This window comes from Streptomyces sp. NPDC020845, from assembly GCF_044334165.1.
Lineage (GTDB): Bacteria > Actinomycetota > Actinomycetes > Streptomycetales > Streptomycetaceae > Streptomyces.
Window position 1 is genome coordinate 259,413 of record NZ_JBIRSJ010000012.1, and the last position, 18,121, is coordinate 277,533.

At 71.3% G+C, this 18,121-nt stretch carries 13 protein-coding genes; 7 read left to right on the forward strand and 6 right to left on the reverse strand.

The genetic code is table 11. The annotated features are described in order from the left end of the window. Positions 1–204: 204 nt before the first annotated feature. Together ACH4U7_RS31725 and ACH4U7_RS31730 are read left to right on the forward strand one after the other, a co-directional pair. Complete coding sequence (locus ACH4U7_RS31725) at positions 205–1,902, forward strand: ABC transporter ATP-binding protein (RefSeq protein ID WP_398531210.1); 1,698 nt, start codon at positions 205–207, stop codon at positions 1,900–1,902. Next, complete coding sequence (locus tag ACH4U7_RS31730; RefSeq protein WP_398531211.1) at positions 1,899–3,803, forward strand: ABC transporter ATP-binding protein; 1,905 nt, start codon at positions 1,899–1,901, stop codon at positions 3,801–3,803. The genes ACH4U7_RS31725 and ACH4U7_RS31730 overlap by 4 nt, the downstream gene beginning before the upstream one ends. A gap of 435 nt (positions 3,804–4,238) precedes the next feature. Here the strand turns inward: ACH4U7_RS31730 and ACH4U7_RS31735 are convergent, their stop codons facing one another. The 4 genes from ACH4U7_RS31735 to ACH4U7_RS31750 form a co-directional block, all read right to left on the reverse strand. Further along, entirely contained in the window at positions 4,239–4,880 is a 642-nt protein-coding gene (locus ACH4U7_RS31735) for an aspartate/glutamate racemase family protein (protein WP_398531212.1), read from the reverse strand. Next, positions 4,877–5,632, reverse strand: coding sequence for an AroM family protein (locus ACH4U7_RS31740; protein ID WP_398531213.1), 756 nt, complete (start codon positions 5,630–5,632; stop codon positions 4,877–4,879). Before ACH4U7_RS31740 ends, ACH4U7_RS31735 begins: the two co-directional genes overlap by 4 nt. A gap of 100 nt (positions 5,633–5,732) precedes the next feature. Then, on the reverse strand, positions 5,733–7,400 hold the full coding sequence (locus ACH4U7_RS31745) for an OPT family oligopeptide transporter (protein WP_398531214.1): 1,668 nt from the start codon (positions 7,398–7,400) through the stop codon (positions 5,733–5,735). A 22-nt stretch (positions 7,401–7,422) separates the two neighbouring features. Continuing rightward, entirely contained in the window at positions 7,423–8,385 is a 963-nt protein-coding gene (locus tag ACH4U7_RS31750; RefSeq protein ID WP_398531215.1) for a DUF1177 domain-containing protein, read from the reverse strand. A gap of 242 nt (positions 8,386–8,627) precedes the next feature. On the opposite strand from ACH4U7_RS31750, the gene ACH4U7_RS31755 reads away from it, so the two are divergent. Together ACH4U7_RS31755 and pepE are read left to right on the forward strand one after the other, a co-directional pair. Then, the gene (locus ACH4U7_RS31755) at positions 8,628–9,443 is read left to right on the forward strand and encodes an IclR family transcriptional regulator (protein WP_398531216.1); all 816 of its coding nucleotides are present in this window, start codon (positions 8,628–8,630) and stop codon (positions 9,441–9,443) included. A gap of 74 nt (positions 9,444–9,517) precedes the next feature. Further along, positions 9,518–10,246 carry a dipeptidase PepE gene (gene pepE / locus ACH4U7_RS31760; RefSeq protein WP_398531217.1) on the forward strand — a complete coding sequence of 243 codons (729 nt, stop codon included), beginning with the start codon at positions 9,518–9,520 and terminating at the stop codon, positions 10,244–10,246. A 70-nt stretch (positions 10,247–10,316) separates the two neighbouring features. Here the strand turns inward: pepE and ACH4U7_RS31765 are convergent, their stop codons facing one another. After that, complete coding sequence (locus ACH4U7_RS31765; protein ID WP_398531218.1) at positions 10,317–10,841, reverse strand: DinB family protein; 525 nt, start codon at positions 10,839–10,841, stop codon at positions 10,317–10,319. A 401-nt stretch (positions 10,842–11,242) separates the two neighbouring features. Here ACH4U7_RS31765 and ACH4U7_RS31770 point away from each other — a divergent pair, with 401 nt between their 5' ends. From ACH4U7_RS31770 to ACH4U7_RS31780, 3 genes are all read left to right on the forward strand, one after another. Next, on the forward strand, positions 11,243–13,477 hold the full coding sequence (locus ACH4U7_RS31770) for a M4 family metallopeptidase (RefSeq protein ID WP_398531338.1): 2,235 nt from the start codon (positions 11,243–11,245) through the stop codon (positions 13,475–13,477). Between the two features lie 328 nt (positions 13,478–13,805). Further along, entirely contained in the window at positions 13,806–15,485 is a 1,680-nt protein-coding gene (locus tag ACH4U7_RS31775) for a M4 family metallopeptidase (protein WP_398531219.1), read from the forward strand. Between the two features lie 130 nt (positions 15,486–15,615). Then, on the forward strand, positions 15,616–17,313 hold the full coding sequence (locus ACH4U7_RS31780) for a M4 family metallopeptidase (protein ID WP_398531220.1): 1,698 nt from the start codon (positions 15,616–15,618) through the stop codon (positions 17,311–17,313). Positions 17,314–17,372: 59 nt separating this feature from the next. Here the strand turns inward: ACH4U7_RS31780 and ACH4U7_RS31785 are convergent, their stop codons facing one another. Continuing rightward, on the reverse strand, positions 17,373–18,071 hold the full coding sequence (locus tag ACH4U7_RS31785) for an NAD(P)-dependent oxidoreductase (protein ID WP_398531221.1): 699 nt from the start codon (positions 18,069–18,071) through the stop codon (positions 17,373–17,375). Between the last annotated feature and the right edge of the window lie 50 nt (positions 18,072–18,121).

Consider the following 18,121-nt stretch of genomic DNA (forward strand, 5'->3'; position numbering starts at 1 on the left):
GAGAGCGCCCCGGCGAACGAGGCCGCCGAGCGCGGGCATACGGCAGGGCGCGAGCTTACGGCGGGGCGCGGGCATACGACCGGGGACGGGCATAACGGGGACGGGCATACGACGGGGCGGGGGAAGGGGGCGGGGCGCGGGCGCTCGGCCACGCGCTCGCTGTCGCGCCTGTGGCCCTATGTGCGGCCCGTCAAAACGCGCTTCTTGATGGCGGCCGGCGTCGCGGCCGTCGCCTCCTGTATGGGCCTGGTCATCCCGCTTGTGCTCAAGTGGCTGGTGGACGGCCCGGTGGCCGACCGGGAGCCGGGCGGGGTGTGGCTGGGCGGCGCCCTGCTGCTGGGGCTCGGCGTCGCGGAGGCGGGGCTGTTCGGGGTGCGGCGCTGGCTGGTGGCCCGGCCGCTGGCCTTCGTGGAGGCCTCGATGCGCGCCGCCCTGTACCAACATCTACAGCGGCTGCCGGTCTCCTTCCACGACCGCTGGGCGTCCGGGCAGCTGCTCTCACGCGCGACGACCGACCTGATGCTGCTGCGGATGTTCCTCGCGTTCCCGCTCACCTTCCTGGTGGTCAACGGGGTCACGGTCCTCGTCGGGTTCGCCATCCTGCTCGCGCAGCAGTGGACGCTGGGGCTGGTCCTACTGCTCCCGGCCATTCCGCTGATCATCCTGTGCTCCGTCTTCGAGACGCGCTACGCGGTCGTCGCCCGCACCGTCCAGGACCAGACGGGCGATCTGACCACGGTCGTCGAGGAGGGCGTCCTCGGCATCCGTATCGTCAAGGGCTTCGGGCGCCACCGCAGCCAGGCGCGCGCCTTCCGGGCGCTGACGGAGCGGGTCCGCTCGACGGAGCTGCACAAGGCGGGCCTGCTGGCCACGATCTGGGCACTGATCATGACGCTGCCCGAGCTGGCGATCGGCGCGGCCCTGGTCCTCGGCACGGTGCAGGTCGCCGACGGCGATCTGTCGGCCGGCACGCTCGTCGCCTTCCTCTCCACGGCACTGACGCTGCGCTGGCCGGTGGAGTCGCTGGGCTTCCTGCTGGCGATGAGCCAGGACGCGGCGACGGCGACGGACCGGTTCTTCGAGGTGATGGACGAGCCGACGGCGGAGCAGCAGTCTGCGGCCCCCCGCGCCGACGCCCTGCGCACCACCACACCCCACGACGGGCTGCGCTTCGAGGGCCTGGAGTTCCGGTACGCGGACGCGCCGCCGGACGCCGCGCCCGTACTGGCCGGGGTCGATCTGCACATCCGCTCCGGCGAGACGATGGCCCTGGTCGGAGCGACCGGCTCGGGCAAGACCACCCTCACCGCCCTGGTGCCGCGCCTCCACGAGCCGACGCGCGGCCGGATCACCCTCGACGGCCGGGACATCACCGCCCTCCCCCGGGACGAGCTGCGCGAGCTGGTCGCCGTCGCGTTCGAGGAGCCCACGCTGTTCTCCGCGACGGCGGGGGAGAACGTTCTGATGGGCGCGGCCGGGGCGGCCGAGGCCGATCTCGTACGGGCGCTTCAGGTGGCCCAGGCCGACTTCGTACACGCCCTGCCGCAGGGCGCCGACACCCAGGTCGGCGAGCAGGGGCTGAGCCTGTCGGGCGGTCAGCGCCAGCGGCTCGCCCTGGCGCGGGCCGTCGTCGGACAGCCTCGGTTCCTCGTCCTCGACGATCCACTGTCCGCGCTGGACGTGCACACCGAGGCCCTGGTGGAGGCCGCGCTGCGCCAGGTGCTGGCGACGACGACGGCGCTGGTGGTCGCCCACCGCCCGTCCACCGTGCTGCTCGCCGACCGCGTCGCGCTGCTCTCCGGCGGGCGGATCGCCGCGGTCGGCACCCACCACCAACTGCTGGGCGACAGCGCGGAGTACCGGTCGCTGATGTCCGGTATCGAGCGGGAGGAGGCCCGATGACCCAGACCGCTACCGGCACCGGCACCGGCACCGGCACCGGCACCGGCACCAACGCAGAAGAAGCCGCGGACAGGCCAGGGACCGCGGACAAGCCCGGGGCGGCGCCGGACGGCGACCCCTTCGACCGGGATGTGCTGCCCGCCCCCAAGGGCGCCTCCCTCACGCTGCTGCGCTCGCTGCTCTCCCCGCGCCGCGGCCGGGTCTGGGTGGCGGCCGTACTGCTCCTCCTCCAGCAGGCCGCGGTGCAGGCCGGCCCGCTGCTCGTCGCGTACGCCATCGACACCGCCGTACCCGCCTTCCGCGACGGCGGCCACGGCCCCCTCATCGCGGTCGCCGTCGCCTACCTCGGCTGCGCGCTCGCCTCCGGGGCGCTCCAGTACGCCTTCATCCGCACCTCGGCCCGGATCAGCCAGGACGTGCTGCTCGATCTGCGGGGCAGGATCTTCCGCCATGCGCAGGCGCTCAGCGTCGACTTCCATGAGCGCTACACCTCCGGCCGGCTGATCTCGCGCGCCACCACGGACGTCGAGTCGCTGCGCGAACTGCTCAACGAGGGGCTGGAGGAGCTGCTGGGCGTCGCGCTCTCCGGCGTCTACATCTCCGTGACGCTGCTCTATCTGGACTGGGGCCTGGGCGGCGCGGCCGTGCTCTCCTTCTGGCCGCTGTATCTGCTGGTCCGCCGCTTCCAGCGGCGTTCCATGCTCGTCTACCGCAAGCGGTCCACGGCCATCGCCGCGGTCATCGTCAAGTTCACCGAGACCATGAACGGCATCCGGCCGGTGCAGGCGTTCCGCCGCGAGCGGGTCAACGACGCGGACTTCCACGAGCTCAACCACCGCCATGAGCGGGTGAACGGGGACGCGATCCTGGAGATGGCCCGCTATGTGGTCGGCTCCCGGCTGGTGGCCAACGCGGCGGTGGCCGTGATCGTCCTGTGGGGCGCCTACCGGGTGGCCTCCGGAGACCTGGCGCTGGGCGTGCTGGCCGCGGCCGCGCTCTATCTGCGCAGGCTCTACGACCCCATCGACCGCCTGGGGATGTTCCTGAACTCGTACCAGTCCGCCGCCGCGTCGCTGGAGAAGATCGCCGGTCTGCTCACCCAGCGGCCCTCCGTGGCCGAGCCCGCCGACCCCAAGCCGCTGCCGCCCCGCTCCTCAGAACTGCCCGGCCGCGAAGTGATCTTCGACGGCGTGCGCTTCGCCTACCGTACGGGCGGCGAGGTGCTGCCCCGCTTCGACCTCACGCTGCCGGCCGGGCAGACCGTGGCCGTGGTGGGCGCGACCGGCGCGGGCAAGTCCACCCTCGCCAAACTCCTCGCCCGCTTCTACGACCCCACCGACGGCCGGATCCTGCTCGACGGCGTGGACCTGCGCGAACTGTCCACGCCTGAGCTGCGCCGCGGCGTGGTGATGGTCACCCAGGAGGCGTTCCTCTTCTCTGGCACGGTCGCCGACAACATCGCCATCGGCCGCCCCGACGCCACCCGAGCCGAAATCGAGCACGCCGCCAAGGCCATCGGCGCGCACGACTTCATCGCCGCTCTGCCCGACGGCTACGACACGGATGTGCGCAAACGCGGCGGGCGGATCTCCGCGGGCCAGCGACAGTTGGTGGCCTTCGCCCGGGCGCTGCTCGCGGACCCGTCCGTACTGATCCTCGACGAGGCGACCTCCTCGCTCGACATCCCGGGCGAGCGCGCGGTGCAGCGCGCCATGCACACGGTGCTGCGCGGCCGCACCGCCGTCGTCATCGCGCACCGCCTGTCGACGGTGGAGATCGCCGACCGGGTGCTGGTGATGGCGGACGGCCGGATCGTCGAGGACGGTTCGCCGGAGCGGCTGATCGCGGGCGAGGGCCGGTTCGCGGCGCTGCACCAGGCGTGGCGGGAGAGTCTGGTTTGACCTCCGTGGATCCGGAATCCAGTCAGGTGAGTGCGTCCGGGGCTCAGCCGACGTCGTCCCCAGCGGCGGCGCCGGGAGCGGCAACACCGGGGGCAGCGGGAAGTTGGGCCCGTATGGTGGTTTTGGCGCATCAGCCCGGTCGGCCAGGTTCTGGCGTTCGGTCCATGGGGAGCGCGGATGGGTACCGAGCAAGACGATCAGATGTCGGGGCGGCCACCGCGACCTGTGTCGCAGCCACCACGGCCTGTCCCTCAGCCACCACGACCTGTCTCTCAGCCACCACGACCTGTCTCTCAGCCACCCGATCGCCCGACGCAGACGGCTGGGGAGCGCTTTGTCTCCTGGCTGGAGTCGCCTCCCTTCGGACCTCAGCCTTGTCTCGATGCCTTCGGACCACCGGCACATGGCCGCCCCGCTCCTGGCCCGTTTGCACAGTTAGAGACGCCCGTACGAGGCCATCAGCCCGGCGCCGAGCACCGGGTCCACGACCGGCACCCCGAGCCGGTCCTCCAGCAGCGGGCGGATCCCGATCGTGTTCAGACCGGTGCAGGCCAGCAGCAGGGTGTCCGCGCCCGCCTCGACCAGCCCTGCGGCGGTCTCCAGCACCGCCGCGGGGCCCTCGGGGGCCAGCAGGTCCGTCGTACGGTGCACTCCCCGAGGCCGTGCGGCGCCCGCGAAGCGCTCACCGAGGACCGCGCGCACGGCGGGTGGCGCCTGGTCCCTGATGCCCAGCACGCCGACACGGCTGCCAAGGCCCAGCGCCACGGCGGCGGCCGCCGAACCCGCGCCGATCACCGGCACGTCGACCGCCTCGCGGGTGCGCTCAAGCGCCGGGTCGGCGGCGCAGCTGATGACCAGGGCCGCTGCCCCGTCGGCGGCCAGTTCGCGGGCCAGCGCGACGATCTTCGGTTCGGCGCGGCGCTCCGACTCGTCGTCGTGGATGCCGTGCGGCTGCCCGGGGATGCAGCGGGAGACGGCCGGAATGCCGTACCGCTCCTCGATGACCCTGCCGTGGGCCGCCACGGCCAGGGCGTCATCGCTGGTGAGGACGCGGATCACGCCGATGTGCGAGATCATGAGCCGTTCCCGGGCCGGGCTCCGGGCGCCTGGGCGGAGTGGCCGAAGGCCGCCACCACCTCCCCCGCCATGCGGATCGCGATGGCCCTGGCCAGGAGGACCGGGCGGCCGACGGCGCGGACCGCGGCCTCCCGCATCCGCTCGGTGTAGCCGATGCAGTCCAGGACGATCCAGGAGCTGCCGCCCTGGGCGAGGGTTCGCGCGGCGGCCGCCACCTCGTCCAGGGCCCGCTCCGGTGGTGCGTACGGATTGGCGGAGGCGGCGAGAACACCGCCGGGCAGTACGTCGGACCAGCGGCGGACCGCGTCCTCGGCCTGATCCGGGTGCGGGCAGACGATACCGACCGGGTCGGGGCCGACGGCGGCCGCGACCGCGTGCAGCGCCAGGGGTTCGGCGAACAGCAGCGGCCGGTTCGCCCGTACGGCGGGAAAGTGGCCGGTGCACAGCAGCAGCGTCGCGGCGGCACCGTCCTGCTCCGCTCGGGCCACGGCCCGCTCGATGCGCGGGACCAGCGCCGTATGGCCGAGCACGACCGAGCCGCCGTCGCGCAGCCGGGTCACCAGCGGCGCCTCACCGGGCTCGGGGGCCAGCAGCCGACGGGTCTCCCGCTCGGCAGGGCCGTCGAACCGTTCGCCGTCGAGCGCGCCGTGTTCCACCAGGCGCACGCCCGGCAGCAGCGGTTCGGCGTCCGGCCGCAGATCGGAGCGCGGGGCCTGGCCGATGGTGACGAGGCCGAGGGCCGGGGTGGTCACGGGTGGTGGCTCCTTGATGAGTTCGGGGACGGGACGCGCGCCATCGGGCATAGGGATCGCGGCAGATTCACACATCGCGGCGGACACGCGGTCATCGCGGTCACAGGGCCTTGGTCAGCTGACCCACGTCGTTCAGCGAGCTCCCGGCTACCAGCCCGGCGCCCACGAGCGACAGATCGTTCTCCGACTGCTCATCGGACTCCTTGCGCGCCTCGGGGTCGGTCAGCCCGCGGCGGCGCCACATGGTGTACGCCTGGCGGATGGCCAGGGCACCCAGCACCATCCACCCGGCGTCGGGCGTGGCCACCAACAACCCGGTGGCCAGCAGAACACCCATTTGCCGGGACGGCCCGCCGAGGAACTGGATGAGCGCTCCGGGGATCGCCCACAGCAGCATGGTCGTCATGGTGCCGGGTTCGAGGCCACCCTTGATGGTGGCCACGTACACCTCGGACACCGGCGGCACCCGCCCGTCCGAGAAGAACGACTTCCAGGCGATGGCGACCACGACGAGCGCGACGCCGAAACCGACGAGCTGGGCGAGGTACTGCTGGCGCCGCCCCTCGATCTCGAAGGGCTGCCACGGCACGGCGTTCCGCCGCAGCAGCCAGCCGGCCTTGAAGTCGTAGCCGAGGTCGGCGAAGGCAGGGCCGGTGGAGGCGGTGTAGCCCACCATCAGTGCGAGCGGCACGGTGGGGATGTGCAGGACCAGGCCGATGATCAGGAAGATCAGGGTGACGGCGAAGGCCGGGAACCACCCGGAGTGCATCGCCGCGAGGCCCACGATGAGCTGATGCACGATGGCGGCGATCCCGGCCAGCGCCACCCAGCCGACCAGGGCGGGGACGGACAGCCGGCCGACCACTCCGCCGGCGATGGCGACCACGATCGCGCCGCATACGAAGAGCCCCATGCCTTCCAGCAGGCCGCGGCGCAGCTGCGGGGCCTGGACCGTACGCTCGTCGTCATCCGAAACGTCGTCATGGGACGCCTGGCCGTCGCCACGCTCCTTTCGGGTACGCATCAGCAGCAGCGCCTGGACCAGCGCGACGAGACCGGCGCCGACCATCAGGCCGTGCGGCACCCGCTCGGCGCCGAGGTCGAAGCCGAAGTCCGGGGCGTACTGGCCGACGGCCAGCCCGACGCCGAACATCGCGAGCGCCCAGATGTTGCCCAGAAAGCCGACGCCCGCAGCGCTGGTGGGGAACTTGAACAGCGCGCCCACCAGGCCGACGACCGCGCCCAAGCCGAGGACCGCGGCCTTGCGCCCGCCGGTGTCCCCGGCCTTGATGGTCTCGGCCGCGGCGATGCCCGCGGGCCAGGAGCCGGTGGCGGGCAGCAGCTTGGAGTCGAACACCCGGTACAGCACCCAGCTGTCGACGGCCAGCCCGATGACGGCGCCGCCCAGCATGGGCCACACCAGGTCGGTACGGCCCAGGGCGAAGGGCACTGCGATCGGGGTGAGCAGGGAGTTGGCCGCGGCGAAGGTGGAGCCGGAGATCGCCGACTGCACCAGGTTCTGCCGGTGCTGGGAGCGCATCCGGGCCAGCACACCGACCGGGATGCGCCCGATCAGCATGGCCACCAGGGCGCCGATCACGGCGGTGTTGGGGGACACGCCGAGCGAGGTGATCAGCACGATGCCGATCAGGGCCCCGAGGACCGACATCAGGACGGTGATGACGAGGGTGATCGGTTCGAAGGCTCTGGGGTGCGCTTCGACCGGCGTGGAGGTGGCCTCCGCGGCGGTCTGGGTGTTCGGGTTCATGGGGACTCCTGGGCGCGGGGAATCACTGCACGGGGACGGGCGCCTGCAGATGGGTCATGGGGCCGTACAGCTCGACCAGGCGCGCGAACTCCTCGTCGTCGAGGAAGCGCGCGGCTCCGCGGCCGAACTCCTTGGCGGTCTCGATCGCGAACCGGGCGGCGGCCGCGATGTCGGTCTCGTGGCTGGCGCCGGTGGCGCAGCCGGCCACGGCGGTCGCGGCGGTGATGGCGAGGCCGACGACGGGGGCCTCGGTGGCGACGGCGGGCTGGAGGATGGAGTTGAGGTGGTGCACCCCGTTGCCGTACGGGGTGATGTCCTGCGTGGTGATGGGCAGCACACGCGCGGGCTCCCCGGTGACGGTCTCCAGGATGGACACCAGATCCTCGCTGACCCGCAGGATCCAGCCCTCGCGGACCGTCGGCGACAGGGCGAGGCCGCGGTGGTTGAGCAGCCGGTTTCCCTTGGTGGTGTCGATGGAGACGACGGCGTCCATCGCGGGGGAGATCTCCTCACGGTTGCACACCAGGGTGTCCACCGGGGAGTCCATGAAGGGCACCGGGTCGTGCGGCTGGGTGGGGGCCCACCCGCACACATGGGTGGAGAGCGTCACATCGCCGTCCAGGACGTCGCCGCGGGCGTGCATGTCCAGCAGCTTCGCGGCGGCGGACAGCGCCGCGACCGCCCCGTCGGCGTCGGAGACCAGCCCGATCCGCTCCGGGCGGGCGCCGACGCCGCCGAGCCGACCGAGGATGCCGAGGGTCGGCGCGTCGCCACCGCTGAGCCGGCCGCGGCGGCCGGGGACCGTGACGGTGACGAAGTCCGTGCTGCCCTTGTCGCCCTCAACCGTGCGCACCTCGATCCGCGGCGCGGTGGCCAGGTCGGCACCGGCGGCGGCCTGGACGGCGCGCAGGTGGTCGGCGAGCAGTTTCCCGCTGGTCTGCGGGCGGTCGAGGAGTTCGATGATCTCAAGGACGTGTTTGAGCACGGGTGCCTCTCAGGACGAACGAGGTTGCGGGTGTTGCTGGCGTTGCTTGTGTTGCTGGCGTTGTTGACGATGCCGGTGTTGCCGACGTTGCCGGTATTGCGGCTGTCGCGGGTGACGCGATCAGGCAGCCGGTCCGGGCGAGCGGCGATGGGGAGGCCCGGATTCCGGTCGCCCCAGAGTCAGCCGACCGTCCCGCCGAGCGCAATGTTTTCTCGATATGCGGGAATGTTTATTCTTCCGTCATGCCCGAGCAGTCACCCGTAACCGGCACGCCACCGCTGCAGACCGCGGATCGCGTCCTCAATGTCCTGCTGTCCTTCGACCGGGAGCGCCCGGAGTGGGGCGTCACCGAGATCGCCGCGGAGTTCGGCCTGGACAAGTCGGTAGCGCAGCGGCTGCTGGCCGCGCTGGCGTACCGCGGCTTCCTGGTCTCCGACCAGCGCACCCGCCGCTACCGGCTGGGCCCGGCGGTGTGGCATCTGTCACGGGTGTGGGAGCGCGGCGGCGGCATGGCCAGCCTGGTGCGGCCCACGCTGGAGGCGCTCGCCGAGGCGGTCGGGGTCGGCGCGCTGTTCGCGGTGCCGGACGGCGTCCATATGCGCTGTGTCGCCGCCGCGGACGGGGCGACCGGGCCGCTGCGGTACTACGCCCTGGCGGGCGAGCTCTACCCGGCCCACGCCGGAGCCACCTCCCGCGCCTACTTCGGTATGCTGCCGCCCGGCGATCGGGCCGTCCTACTGTACGGCCGCCCGATGGCACGGTTCAGCGAGAACACGCTGACCGATCCGGTGCGGCTGGAGGAGCGGTTCGCCGAGGTGCGGCGCCTCGGCTACGCGTACTCCGAGGGCGAGTACGATCCGCAGACCGCGGCGCTCGCGGTTCCCGTGCTCGTCGGCCGGCGGCCCGTGGGCACGCTGTCCCTGGCCGCGGCTCTCGAGGAGTTGCGGGGCCGCCGGGAGGAACTGGCCGGCCCGCTGCAGCAGGCCGCGGCGGACCTGGGCAGGCTGCTGACGCCGGCCCATCCGCGCCATGTCCCGCCGCGCCACGACGGGCGCTGAGCGGCTGCGTCACACGTGTGGCGCTGAGCGGCTACATCACATTTTTCTGTCCATGCGAGGAAGGGCCATCCATCATGCGGTTGCTGCTGCTGTCCAACTCCACCGCCCCCAGGCGCGGCTATCTGGACCACGCGCGGGAGGAGATCGACGCGCTGCTCGACGGGGTACGGCGGCTGGTGTTCGTGCCGTACGCCCTGGCCGACCGCGACGGCTACACCGCGCAGGTGGCCAAGGCCCTTGAGCCCCTGGGCCTTGAAGTGACCGGCGCGCACACCGCCGCCGACCCGGCCGGGCTGATCGGCGGTGCGGAGGCGGTGTTCGTGGGCGGCGGCAACAGCTTCCGGCTGCTGAAGGCCCTGCACGAGCACGGCCTGGTGCGGGCCATCCGCGAGCGGGTGGCGGCCGGTGTGCCGTACATCGGGTCGAGCGCGGGCACCAACATGGCCTGCCCCACCCTGCGTACCACCAACGACATGCCGATCGTCCAGCCGCCCAGCTTCGAGGCCCTGGGCCTGCTGCCGTTCCAGATCAACCCGCACTACCTGGACCCGCGGCCGGACCTGGGCCACATGGGCGAGACACGGGCCGCGCGGCTGGAGCAGTTCCTGGAGGAGAACGACGTGCCGGTGGTGGGGCTGCGCGAGGGCACCTGGCTGCGCCGGGACGCGGACCGGCTGACACTCGGCGGGATCGCGGCCGGAGCCGTCCTGTTCCGTCGTGGCGTGGCGCCTGCGGAGCTCAGCCCCGGCGCGGACCTGAGCCCTCTGCTGGACGAGCGCCCGCGGTTCGACAGCCCCGCCTGAGCCCCTGCCTCCCTGAGCCCCTGCCTCGCCCGAACCGCCTGCCGGGCCTGATACACGCGCGCCCCGCGGCTCACTCCCCGACCGCGCCGTCCGTCAACTCGCGTACGACGTCGAGCTGTCCGGCGTGCCGGGCGTACTCCTGGAGCAGGTGGAAGAGGATCCAGCCGAGCGTCGGGGCCTCGGCCTCCGTGGCGAAACGGCCGCCGACGGGCGCCCGGCGGTCGAGCGGTACGTCCGCCACGGCCCGCCGGGACCAGGCGCACTGTTCCTCGAACCGCGCCCGGACCTCCTGCGGCGACATGTCGTCGGGGACGTGCCAGCGGTCGTCGGGGCCCCGGTCGCCCCAGGGCGACTCCACCGGCTCGCCCAGGAAACCCCAGCGCAGCCAGCGCCGTTCGACGTGGGTGAGGTGGTGGAGCAGTTCCAACGGGCTCCAGCCGGAGGGCAGTCGGGAGGTGCGCAGCTCGCTCTCGCTGAGCCCGTCGAGCTTATGGAGCACGACGCTCCGGTAGTAGTCGAGATAGGCGTCGAGCATCTCGCGGGTGTCGGCGAGCGAGTGCGGCGGCTCGTCGATGGGATTCACAGGCGTCGGCATGGAGCGATGCTACGGACGGACCCGCCCCCATCCGAAATGCGAACGCGGGCCGTTTGTCAACGAACGCTTTCCGGCCAAGTTCTTGTCGCGCTCCTGACAGGACTAGTCCACCGATGACACCCTTCCCTCGTTCGGCGCACAGCTCCCCCACAGCTCGCGGCTGAGCTTCGACACCGTCGGCACCCGCATGCACACCTTCGCACCTTCCCCCCACGCGCTCTGCCCCGTCATGCCCGGGCGGCCTCACCCGGCCGTCCGGTCGTAACCGGTCGCGCCACCGCGCGGCCAGCGCAGAAGGAGTCAGTGTGAGATCGACCTCCGAACGCCCCCACAGACCCCACAGACCCCAGGCATCCCGTCGCCGCGCCGTCGCGAGCGGCGCCCTGGTCGCCGCGGCGGCCATGCTCGCCGTCGGGATGCAGACCGGCCCCGCCGCCGCCCGCCCGGACGGCTCCCCGAGCACCTCCGCCCCGGCCGCCGGCACGGTCTTCGCCAAGCCGGACCCCGGCGCCCTGCCGGTGGCTCTCTCCCCCGCCAAGCGCGCCGGGCTGATCCGGGAAGCCGACGCCGCCAAGGCCGCCACCGCCAGGACAATCGGCCTCGGCGCCAAGGAGAAGCTGGTCGTCAAGGACGTCACCAAGGACGCCGACGGCACCGTCCACACCCGCTACGAGCGCACCTACGACGGACTGCCCGTCCTCGGCGGCGACTTGGTCGTCGAGGAGGCCAAGAGCGGCGCCGTGCGGTCGGTCGCCAAGGCGACCAAGGCGCAGGTGAAGGTCGCTTCCACCAGCGCCGCCGTCGCGCCCGCCACGGTCGAGAAGGCGGCGGTGAAGGCGGCGAACGCGCAGGGTTCGCGCAAGACGGAGGCCGAGCGGGCGCCGCGCAAGGTGATCTGGGCGGCCAAGGGCACGCCCACGCTCGCGTACGAGACGGTCGTCGGCGGCCTCCAGGAGGACGGCACGCCGAACGAGCTGCACGTCATCACCGACGCGAACTCCGGCGCCAAGCTCTTCGAGTTCCAGGGCGTCAAGGAGGGCACCGGCAACAGCCAGTACAGCGGGCAGGTCACCCTCGGTACGTCGGGCAGCTCGGGCTCGTACAACCTGACCGACGGCGGGCGCGGCGGCCACAAGACGTACAACCTCAACCGGGGCACCTCGGGGACGGGCACGCTCTTCACCGACGCCGACGACGTCTGGGGCAACGGGACGACCGGCGACGCCGCGACCGCCGGTGTGGACGCGGCCTACGGCGCCGCGCTGACCTGGGACTACTACAAGGACGTCCACGGCCGCACCGGTATCCGGGGCGATGGCGTCGGGGCGTACTCCCGGGTGCACTACAGCAGCAACTACGTCAACGCGTTCTGGCAGGACTCCTGCTTCTGCATGACGTACGGCGACGGCTCCGGCAACGCCAAGCCGCTGACCTCGATCGACGTCGCCGCCCACGAGATGACCCACGGCGTCACCGCCGCGACCGCCAACCTCACCTACAGCGGTGAGTCGGGCGGCCTCAACGAGGGCACCTCGGACATCTTCGCCGCCGCCGTCGAGTTCAACGCCAACAACGCGAACGACCCCGGCGACTACCTGGTCGGCGAGAAGATCGACATCAACGGCGACGGCACCCCGCTGCGCTACATGGACAAGCCCAGCAAGGACGGCGCGTCCAAGGACAGCTGGTACTCCGGCGTCGGCAACGTCGATGTGCACTACTCCTCCGGCGTCGCCAACCACTTCTTCTACCTGCTCTCCGAGGGCAGCGGCGCCAAGGTGATCAACGGCGTCAGCTACGACAGCCCGACCTACGACAACCTGCCGGTCCCCGGCATCGGGCGGGCCAACGCCGAGAAGATCTGGTTCAAGGCGCTGACCCAGCGCATGACCTCCAACACCAACTACGCGGGGGCGCGGGACGCCACGCTGTGGGCGGCGAGCGAGCTCTTCGGCCAGGCCAGCCCCGAGTACAACACGGTGGCCAACACCTGGGCCGCGGTGAACGTCGGGTCCCGGATCGTCGAGGGCGTCTCCATCACCGCGCCCGGCGACCAGACCAGCATCGTCGACCAGGCCGTCAGCCTGCAGATCGCGGCGACCAGCTCCAACCCGGGCGCGCTCACCTACTCCGCCACCGGGCTGCCCGCCGGGCTGTCGATCGACTCCTCGACCGGCCTGATCTCCGGCACCCCGACCACGCTCGGCTCCGGCACCGTGACGGTCACCGTGACCGACTCGACCGGCAAGTCGGCCACCCTCTCCTTCACCTGGACCGTGAACACCACCGGCGGCAACGTCTTCGAGAACACCGCGGACGTCGCCATCCCGGACGCGGGCGACGCGGTCACCTCCTCGATCACGGTGAGCCGGGCCGGCAACGCGCCGTCCAACCTCCAAGTGGGCGTGGACATCGTGCACAGCTGGCGGGGTGACCTGGTGATCGACCTGGTGGCACCGGACGGTACGGCGTACCGGCTGAAGAACTCCAGCTCCTCGGACTCGGCGGACGACGTGAAGACCACCTACACCGTGGACGCCTCGTCCGAGGTGGCCGTCGGCACCTGGAAGCTGAGGGTGCAGGACGTCGCCTCGCTGGACACCGGCTACATCAACAGCTGGAAGCTGACGTTCTGAACGATGCGCACATCCGGATGAGGTGCTGACCCGTCCGGACACTGGGCAGGCGCCGCCAGGGGTGACCCGACTCCCCCTGGCGGCGCCTCTCTTATGGCCCGCAGGGCACAACTCGACTCCGGCACCTGTCGCCACACGGCGGAGCCGCATGGCGAACATTGATCAACATTAAACGAACATTTTGCCGCCTACCTGCCCCAAAGCTCGTGACATGTACGCGCCTTGTGTGACAGTCTGCCCAACGCGATCGCACCGTACCTCTTGTTCAGGTCCGGGCGGCACTTCCCCGCCGCCCGGACCTGACCCCCCACAGCAATGAGGAGTTCGCGTGAGCAAGACCTCGAACATGTCCGTTTCCCCTGCCCACTCCCCTGCCCGCAGGAAGCGCCGCACGGCGGCCGCCACCGGTGCCGCGGTCGCGGCAGCGGCCCTGCTGGCCACCGGCGTCACCACGGGCCAGGCCGGCGCCGCCACCACGAACACCGACACCAAGGCGGACGCGCGCCCCACCGTGCTCTCCGCCTCGGCCCGCGCGGAGCTGCTGCGCGACGCCAACGCCGCCAAGGCCGACACCGCCAAGGCGCTGGGCCTCGGCGCCAAGGAGAAGCTGGTCGTCAAGGACGTCGTACGGGACGCCGACGGCACCGTCCACACCCGCTACGAGCGCACCTACGACGGACTGCCCGTCCTCGGCGGCGACTTGATCGTCCACGAGTCCGCGAACAACAAGATCAAGAGCGTCACCAGGGCCGTCAAGGCCACCCTCGCGGTCCCCTCCACGACCGCCAAGGTGGCCCCGGCCGCCGCCGAGCGGGCCGCAGTGCGGCGCGCCCAGGCGGACGACGCCCGGCGGGCGGCGGCCGACGGCGCCCCGCGCAAAGTGATCTGGGCCGCCTCCGGCAAGCCCGTCCTCGCGTACGAGACCGTCGTCGGCGGCATACAGAAGGACGGCACCCCCAACCAGCTGCACGTCATCACCGACGCCAACACCGGCGCAAAGCTCTTCGAGTACCAGGGCATCGAGACCGGCAGCGGCACCAGCCAGTACAGCGGCTCGGTGGAGCTCGGCACCACCAAGGAAGGCAGCGGCTACACCCTGACCGACGCCGACCGCGGCGGCCACCGCACCACCGACCTCAAGGGCAGCGAGTCCGGCGAGGGCTCGGCGTTCACGGACGACGACGACAAGTGGGGCACCGGAAAGCCCGACGACGCGCAGACCGCGGCCGTCGACGCCCACTACGGCGCGGCCCTCACCTGGGACTACTACAAGAGCGTGCACGGCCGCGACGGCATCGCGGGCGACGGCAAGGGCGCGTACTCCCGGGTGCACTACGGCCACGACTACGTCAACGCCTTCTGGGACGACAGCTGCTTCTGCATGACGTACGGCGACGGCCAGGGCGACAAGGCCCCGCTCACCTCGATCGACGTCGCGGCCCACGAGATGTCCCACGGCGTCACCTCGGCCACCGCCAACCTGAATTACAGCGGTGAGTCGGGCGGCCTCAACGAGGGCACCTCGGACATCTTCGCCGCGGCCGTCGAGTTCAACGCGAAGAACGCCAGCGACCCGGGCGACTACCTGGTCGGCGAGAAGATCGACATCAACGGCGACGGCACCCCGCTGCGCTACATGGACAAGCCCAGCAAGGACGGCGCGTCCAAGGACAGCTGGTACTCCGGCGTCGGCAACGTCGATGTGCACTACTCCTCCGGCGTCGCCAACCACTTCTTCTACCTGCTCTCCGAGGGCAGCGGCGCCAAGGAGGTGAACGGCGTCAAGTACGACAGCCCGACCGCCGACGGCTCCAAGGTCGAGGGCATCGGCCGCGACAAGGCCGAGAAGATCTGGTACAAGGCGCTCACCACGTACATGACCTCGACCACCGACTACCACGCCGCGCGCGAGGCGACGCTGAAGGCCGCGACCGACCTGTACGGGGCGGACAGCGCCGAGTACAAGGGCGTGAATTCGGCGTGGGCCGGAGTGAACGTCAAGCCGTAAAAACGCATCAAATGAAGTGCACCACATAGACGGTGCCCGGGTCCCGTTCCCGGGCACCGTCCTGTTTCCGCACTTTGTTCCGCCGGGTAGCCCCTTCGGCACCCGGCACCCCACAGCAACAGGAGACAACGTGACGCAAGGCTCGACCTCCGGCAGATCCGGCTCGTCCCGCACCTCCGGCATATCCCGCACCTCCCGCACCACCGCGTTCAAGCGCTCCCGTACCGTCGTCGCCGCGGGGGCGGCGACGCTCGCCGGAGCCCTCATCGCGGCCGGCACCGCGGGCGCGGCCACCCCGCCGCCCCCGCCCACCGTGAAGGGCGCCCAGTCCCTCGCCCTCTCCCCGTCCGTCCGCGCCGAGTTGCTGCGCGAGGCCGACGCCGCCACGGCCGGCACCGCCCGGTCCCTCGGGCTCGGCGCCAAGGAGAAGCTGGTCGTACGGGACGTCATCAAGGACGCCGACGGCACCGTCCACACCCGCTACGAGCGCACCTACGACGGACTGCCCGTCCTCGGCGGCGACCTGATCGTCCACAAGTCGGCCGACGGCGAGACCGAGGAGGTCACCAAGGCCACCGACGCCAAGATCAAGGTGGCCGACACCACGGCGGCCGTTGCCCCGGCCGCTGCCGAGCGGACCGCCGTAGGGGTGGCAAAGACCGAGGCCGGCGACAAGGCCGACGCCTCCGCCACCCCCCGGAAGGTCATCTGGGCCGCCAGTGGCAAGCCCGTCCTCGCGTACGAGACCGTGGTCGGCGGCTTCCAGGACGACGGCACGCCCAGCAAGCTGCACGTCATCACGGACGCGGACACCGGCAAGAAGCTGTACCAGTTCCAGGCCGTCCAGAACGGCACCGGCACCGGCCAGCACAACGGCAAGGTCACCCTCGGCACCACCAAGAGCGGCACCCAGTACCTGCTCAAGGACACCGCGCGCGGCGGCCATATGACGTACAACCTCAAGCACAAGGAAGAGGGCAAGGGGTCGAAGTTCCTGGACGCCGACGACGTCTGGGGCAACGGCAAGCCGACCATCGCGCAGACCGCCGCCGTCGACGCCCACTACGGCGCGGCCAAGACCTGGGACTACTACAAGAAGGTCCTGGGCCGCAACGGCATCCAGAACAACGGCAAGGCCGCCTACTCACGCGTCCACTTCGGCAACGAGTACGTCAACGCCTTCTGGGACGACGACTGCTTCTGCATGACGTACGGCGACGGCGAAGGCGACAAGAAGCCGCTCACCCAGCTCGACGTCGCCGGCCACGAGATGAGCCACGGGCTCACCGCCGCCACCGCGAAGCTCGAGTACAGCGGCGAGGCGGGCGGCCTCAACGAGGCCACGTCCGACATCTTCGGCACGGCCGTCGAGTTCTACGCCAAGAACCCGAAGGACCCCGGCGACTACCTCATGGGCGAGAAGATCGACATCAACGGGGACGGCACCCCGCTGCGCTACATGGACAAGCCCAGCAAGGACGGTATGTCCTACGACTACTGGTCCAGCAGCATCGCCCAGGACGACCCGCACTTCACCTCCGGGCCCGCCAACCACTTCTTCTACCTGCTCTCCGAGGGCAGCGGCCGCAAGGTCATCAACGGCGTGACCTACAACAGCCCGACCAAGGACGGCCGCACCGTCACGGGCATCGGCCGCGCCAAGGCCGAGAAGATCTGGTACAAGGCGCTCACCACGTACATGACCTCCACCACCAACTACGCCAAGGCGCGCACCGCGACGCTCAAGGCGGCGAAGGCCCTGTACGGCGGGACCAGCGCGGAGTACAAGGCGGTCAACAACGCCTGGGGCGGCATCAACGTGCGGTGACGCACTGACAGCTGTCCCAGTGGCCGGGCGGGCGTGCTGCCCGCCCGGCCCACTAAACCTTACTTCTTACCGCTGAACGCTTCCTTCCGGATGACGTCGAGGAAGCTCGGAACCCCTTCTGTGGTGCGCACATCGATGAAAGCGCGCACCTGGTGGCCATCGACCGCCTGGCGGAGCAACGCGTTTCCGAGGTCGGCACGCGAGGTGAAACGGCCGGGAAGGCGCGAGGTGGACACCCGGTAGTCGCTCACCGCATGCGCATCAAAGAGACCCGCGGGGCGGATCACCGTCCACTCGTGCCCGCTTTCGCTCACGACCTCCTCCATCCGCCGCATGTCGTCGTACACGGTGCGCCCGACGAAGCGCACGATGAAGGGCTCGAGCACCTTCCGGAAGAAGAAACCCTCGCCGGGCGCCGCCGTCTCGAAGAGCACCGTCGAGCTCACGCAGACCAGACGGCGGACGCCGTGTTCCGTCATCGCCCGGGTGATGTGGGTCATGCCCCCCGAATACACCGTGACAGGGCTCCGGCCGTAGGGAACCCCGAGCGTCGAGATCACCGCGTCCTGCCCGGCCACGGTGCGCTCGACCGCGACGGGGTCCAGCACATCCGCACCGACCACCCGCAGCCGCGGATCGCTCAGCGGGAAGGACTCGGGCCGGCGTGTGACGGCGGTGACCGTGTGGCCCTCGGCGATCGCCTGCTCGGTGGCCTGCCGCCCGGTCGGTCCGTTCGCCCCGAATATGACGAGCTTCACCTGTTTCTCCCTCTCACGGACGATGGTCTTGCCACCCGAGAGGGCACCGG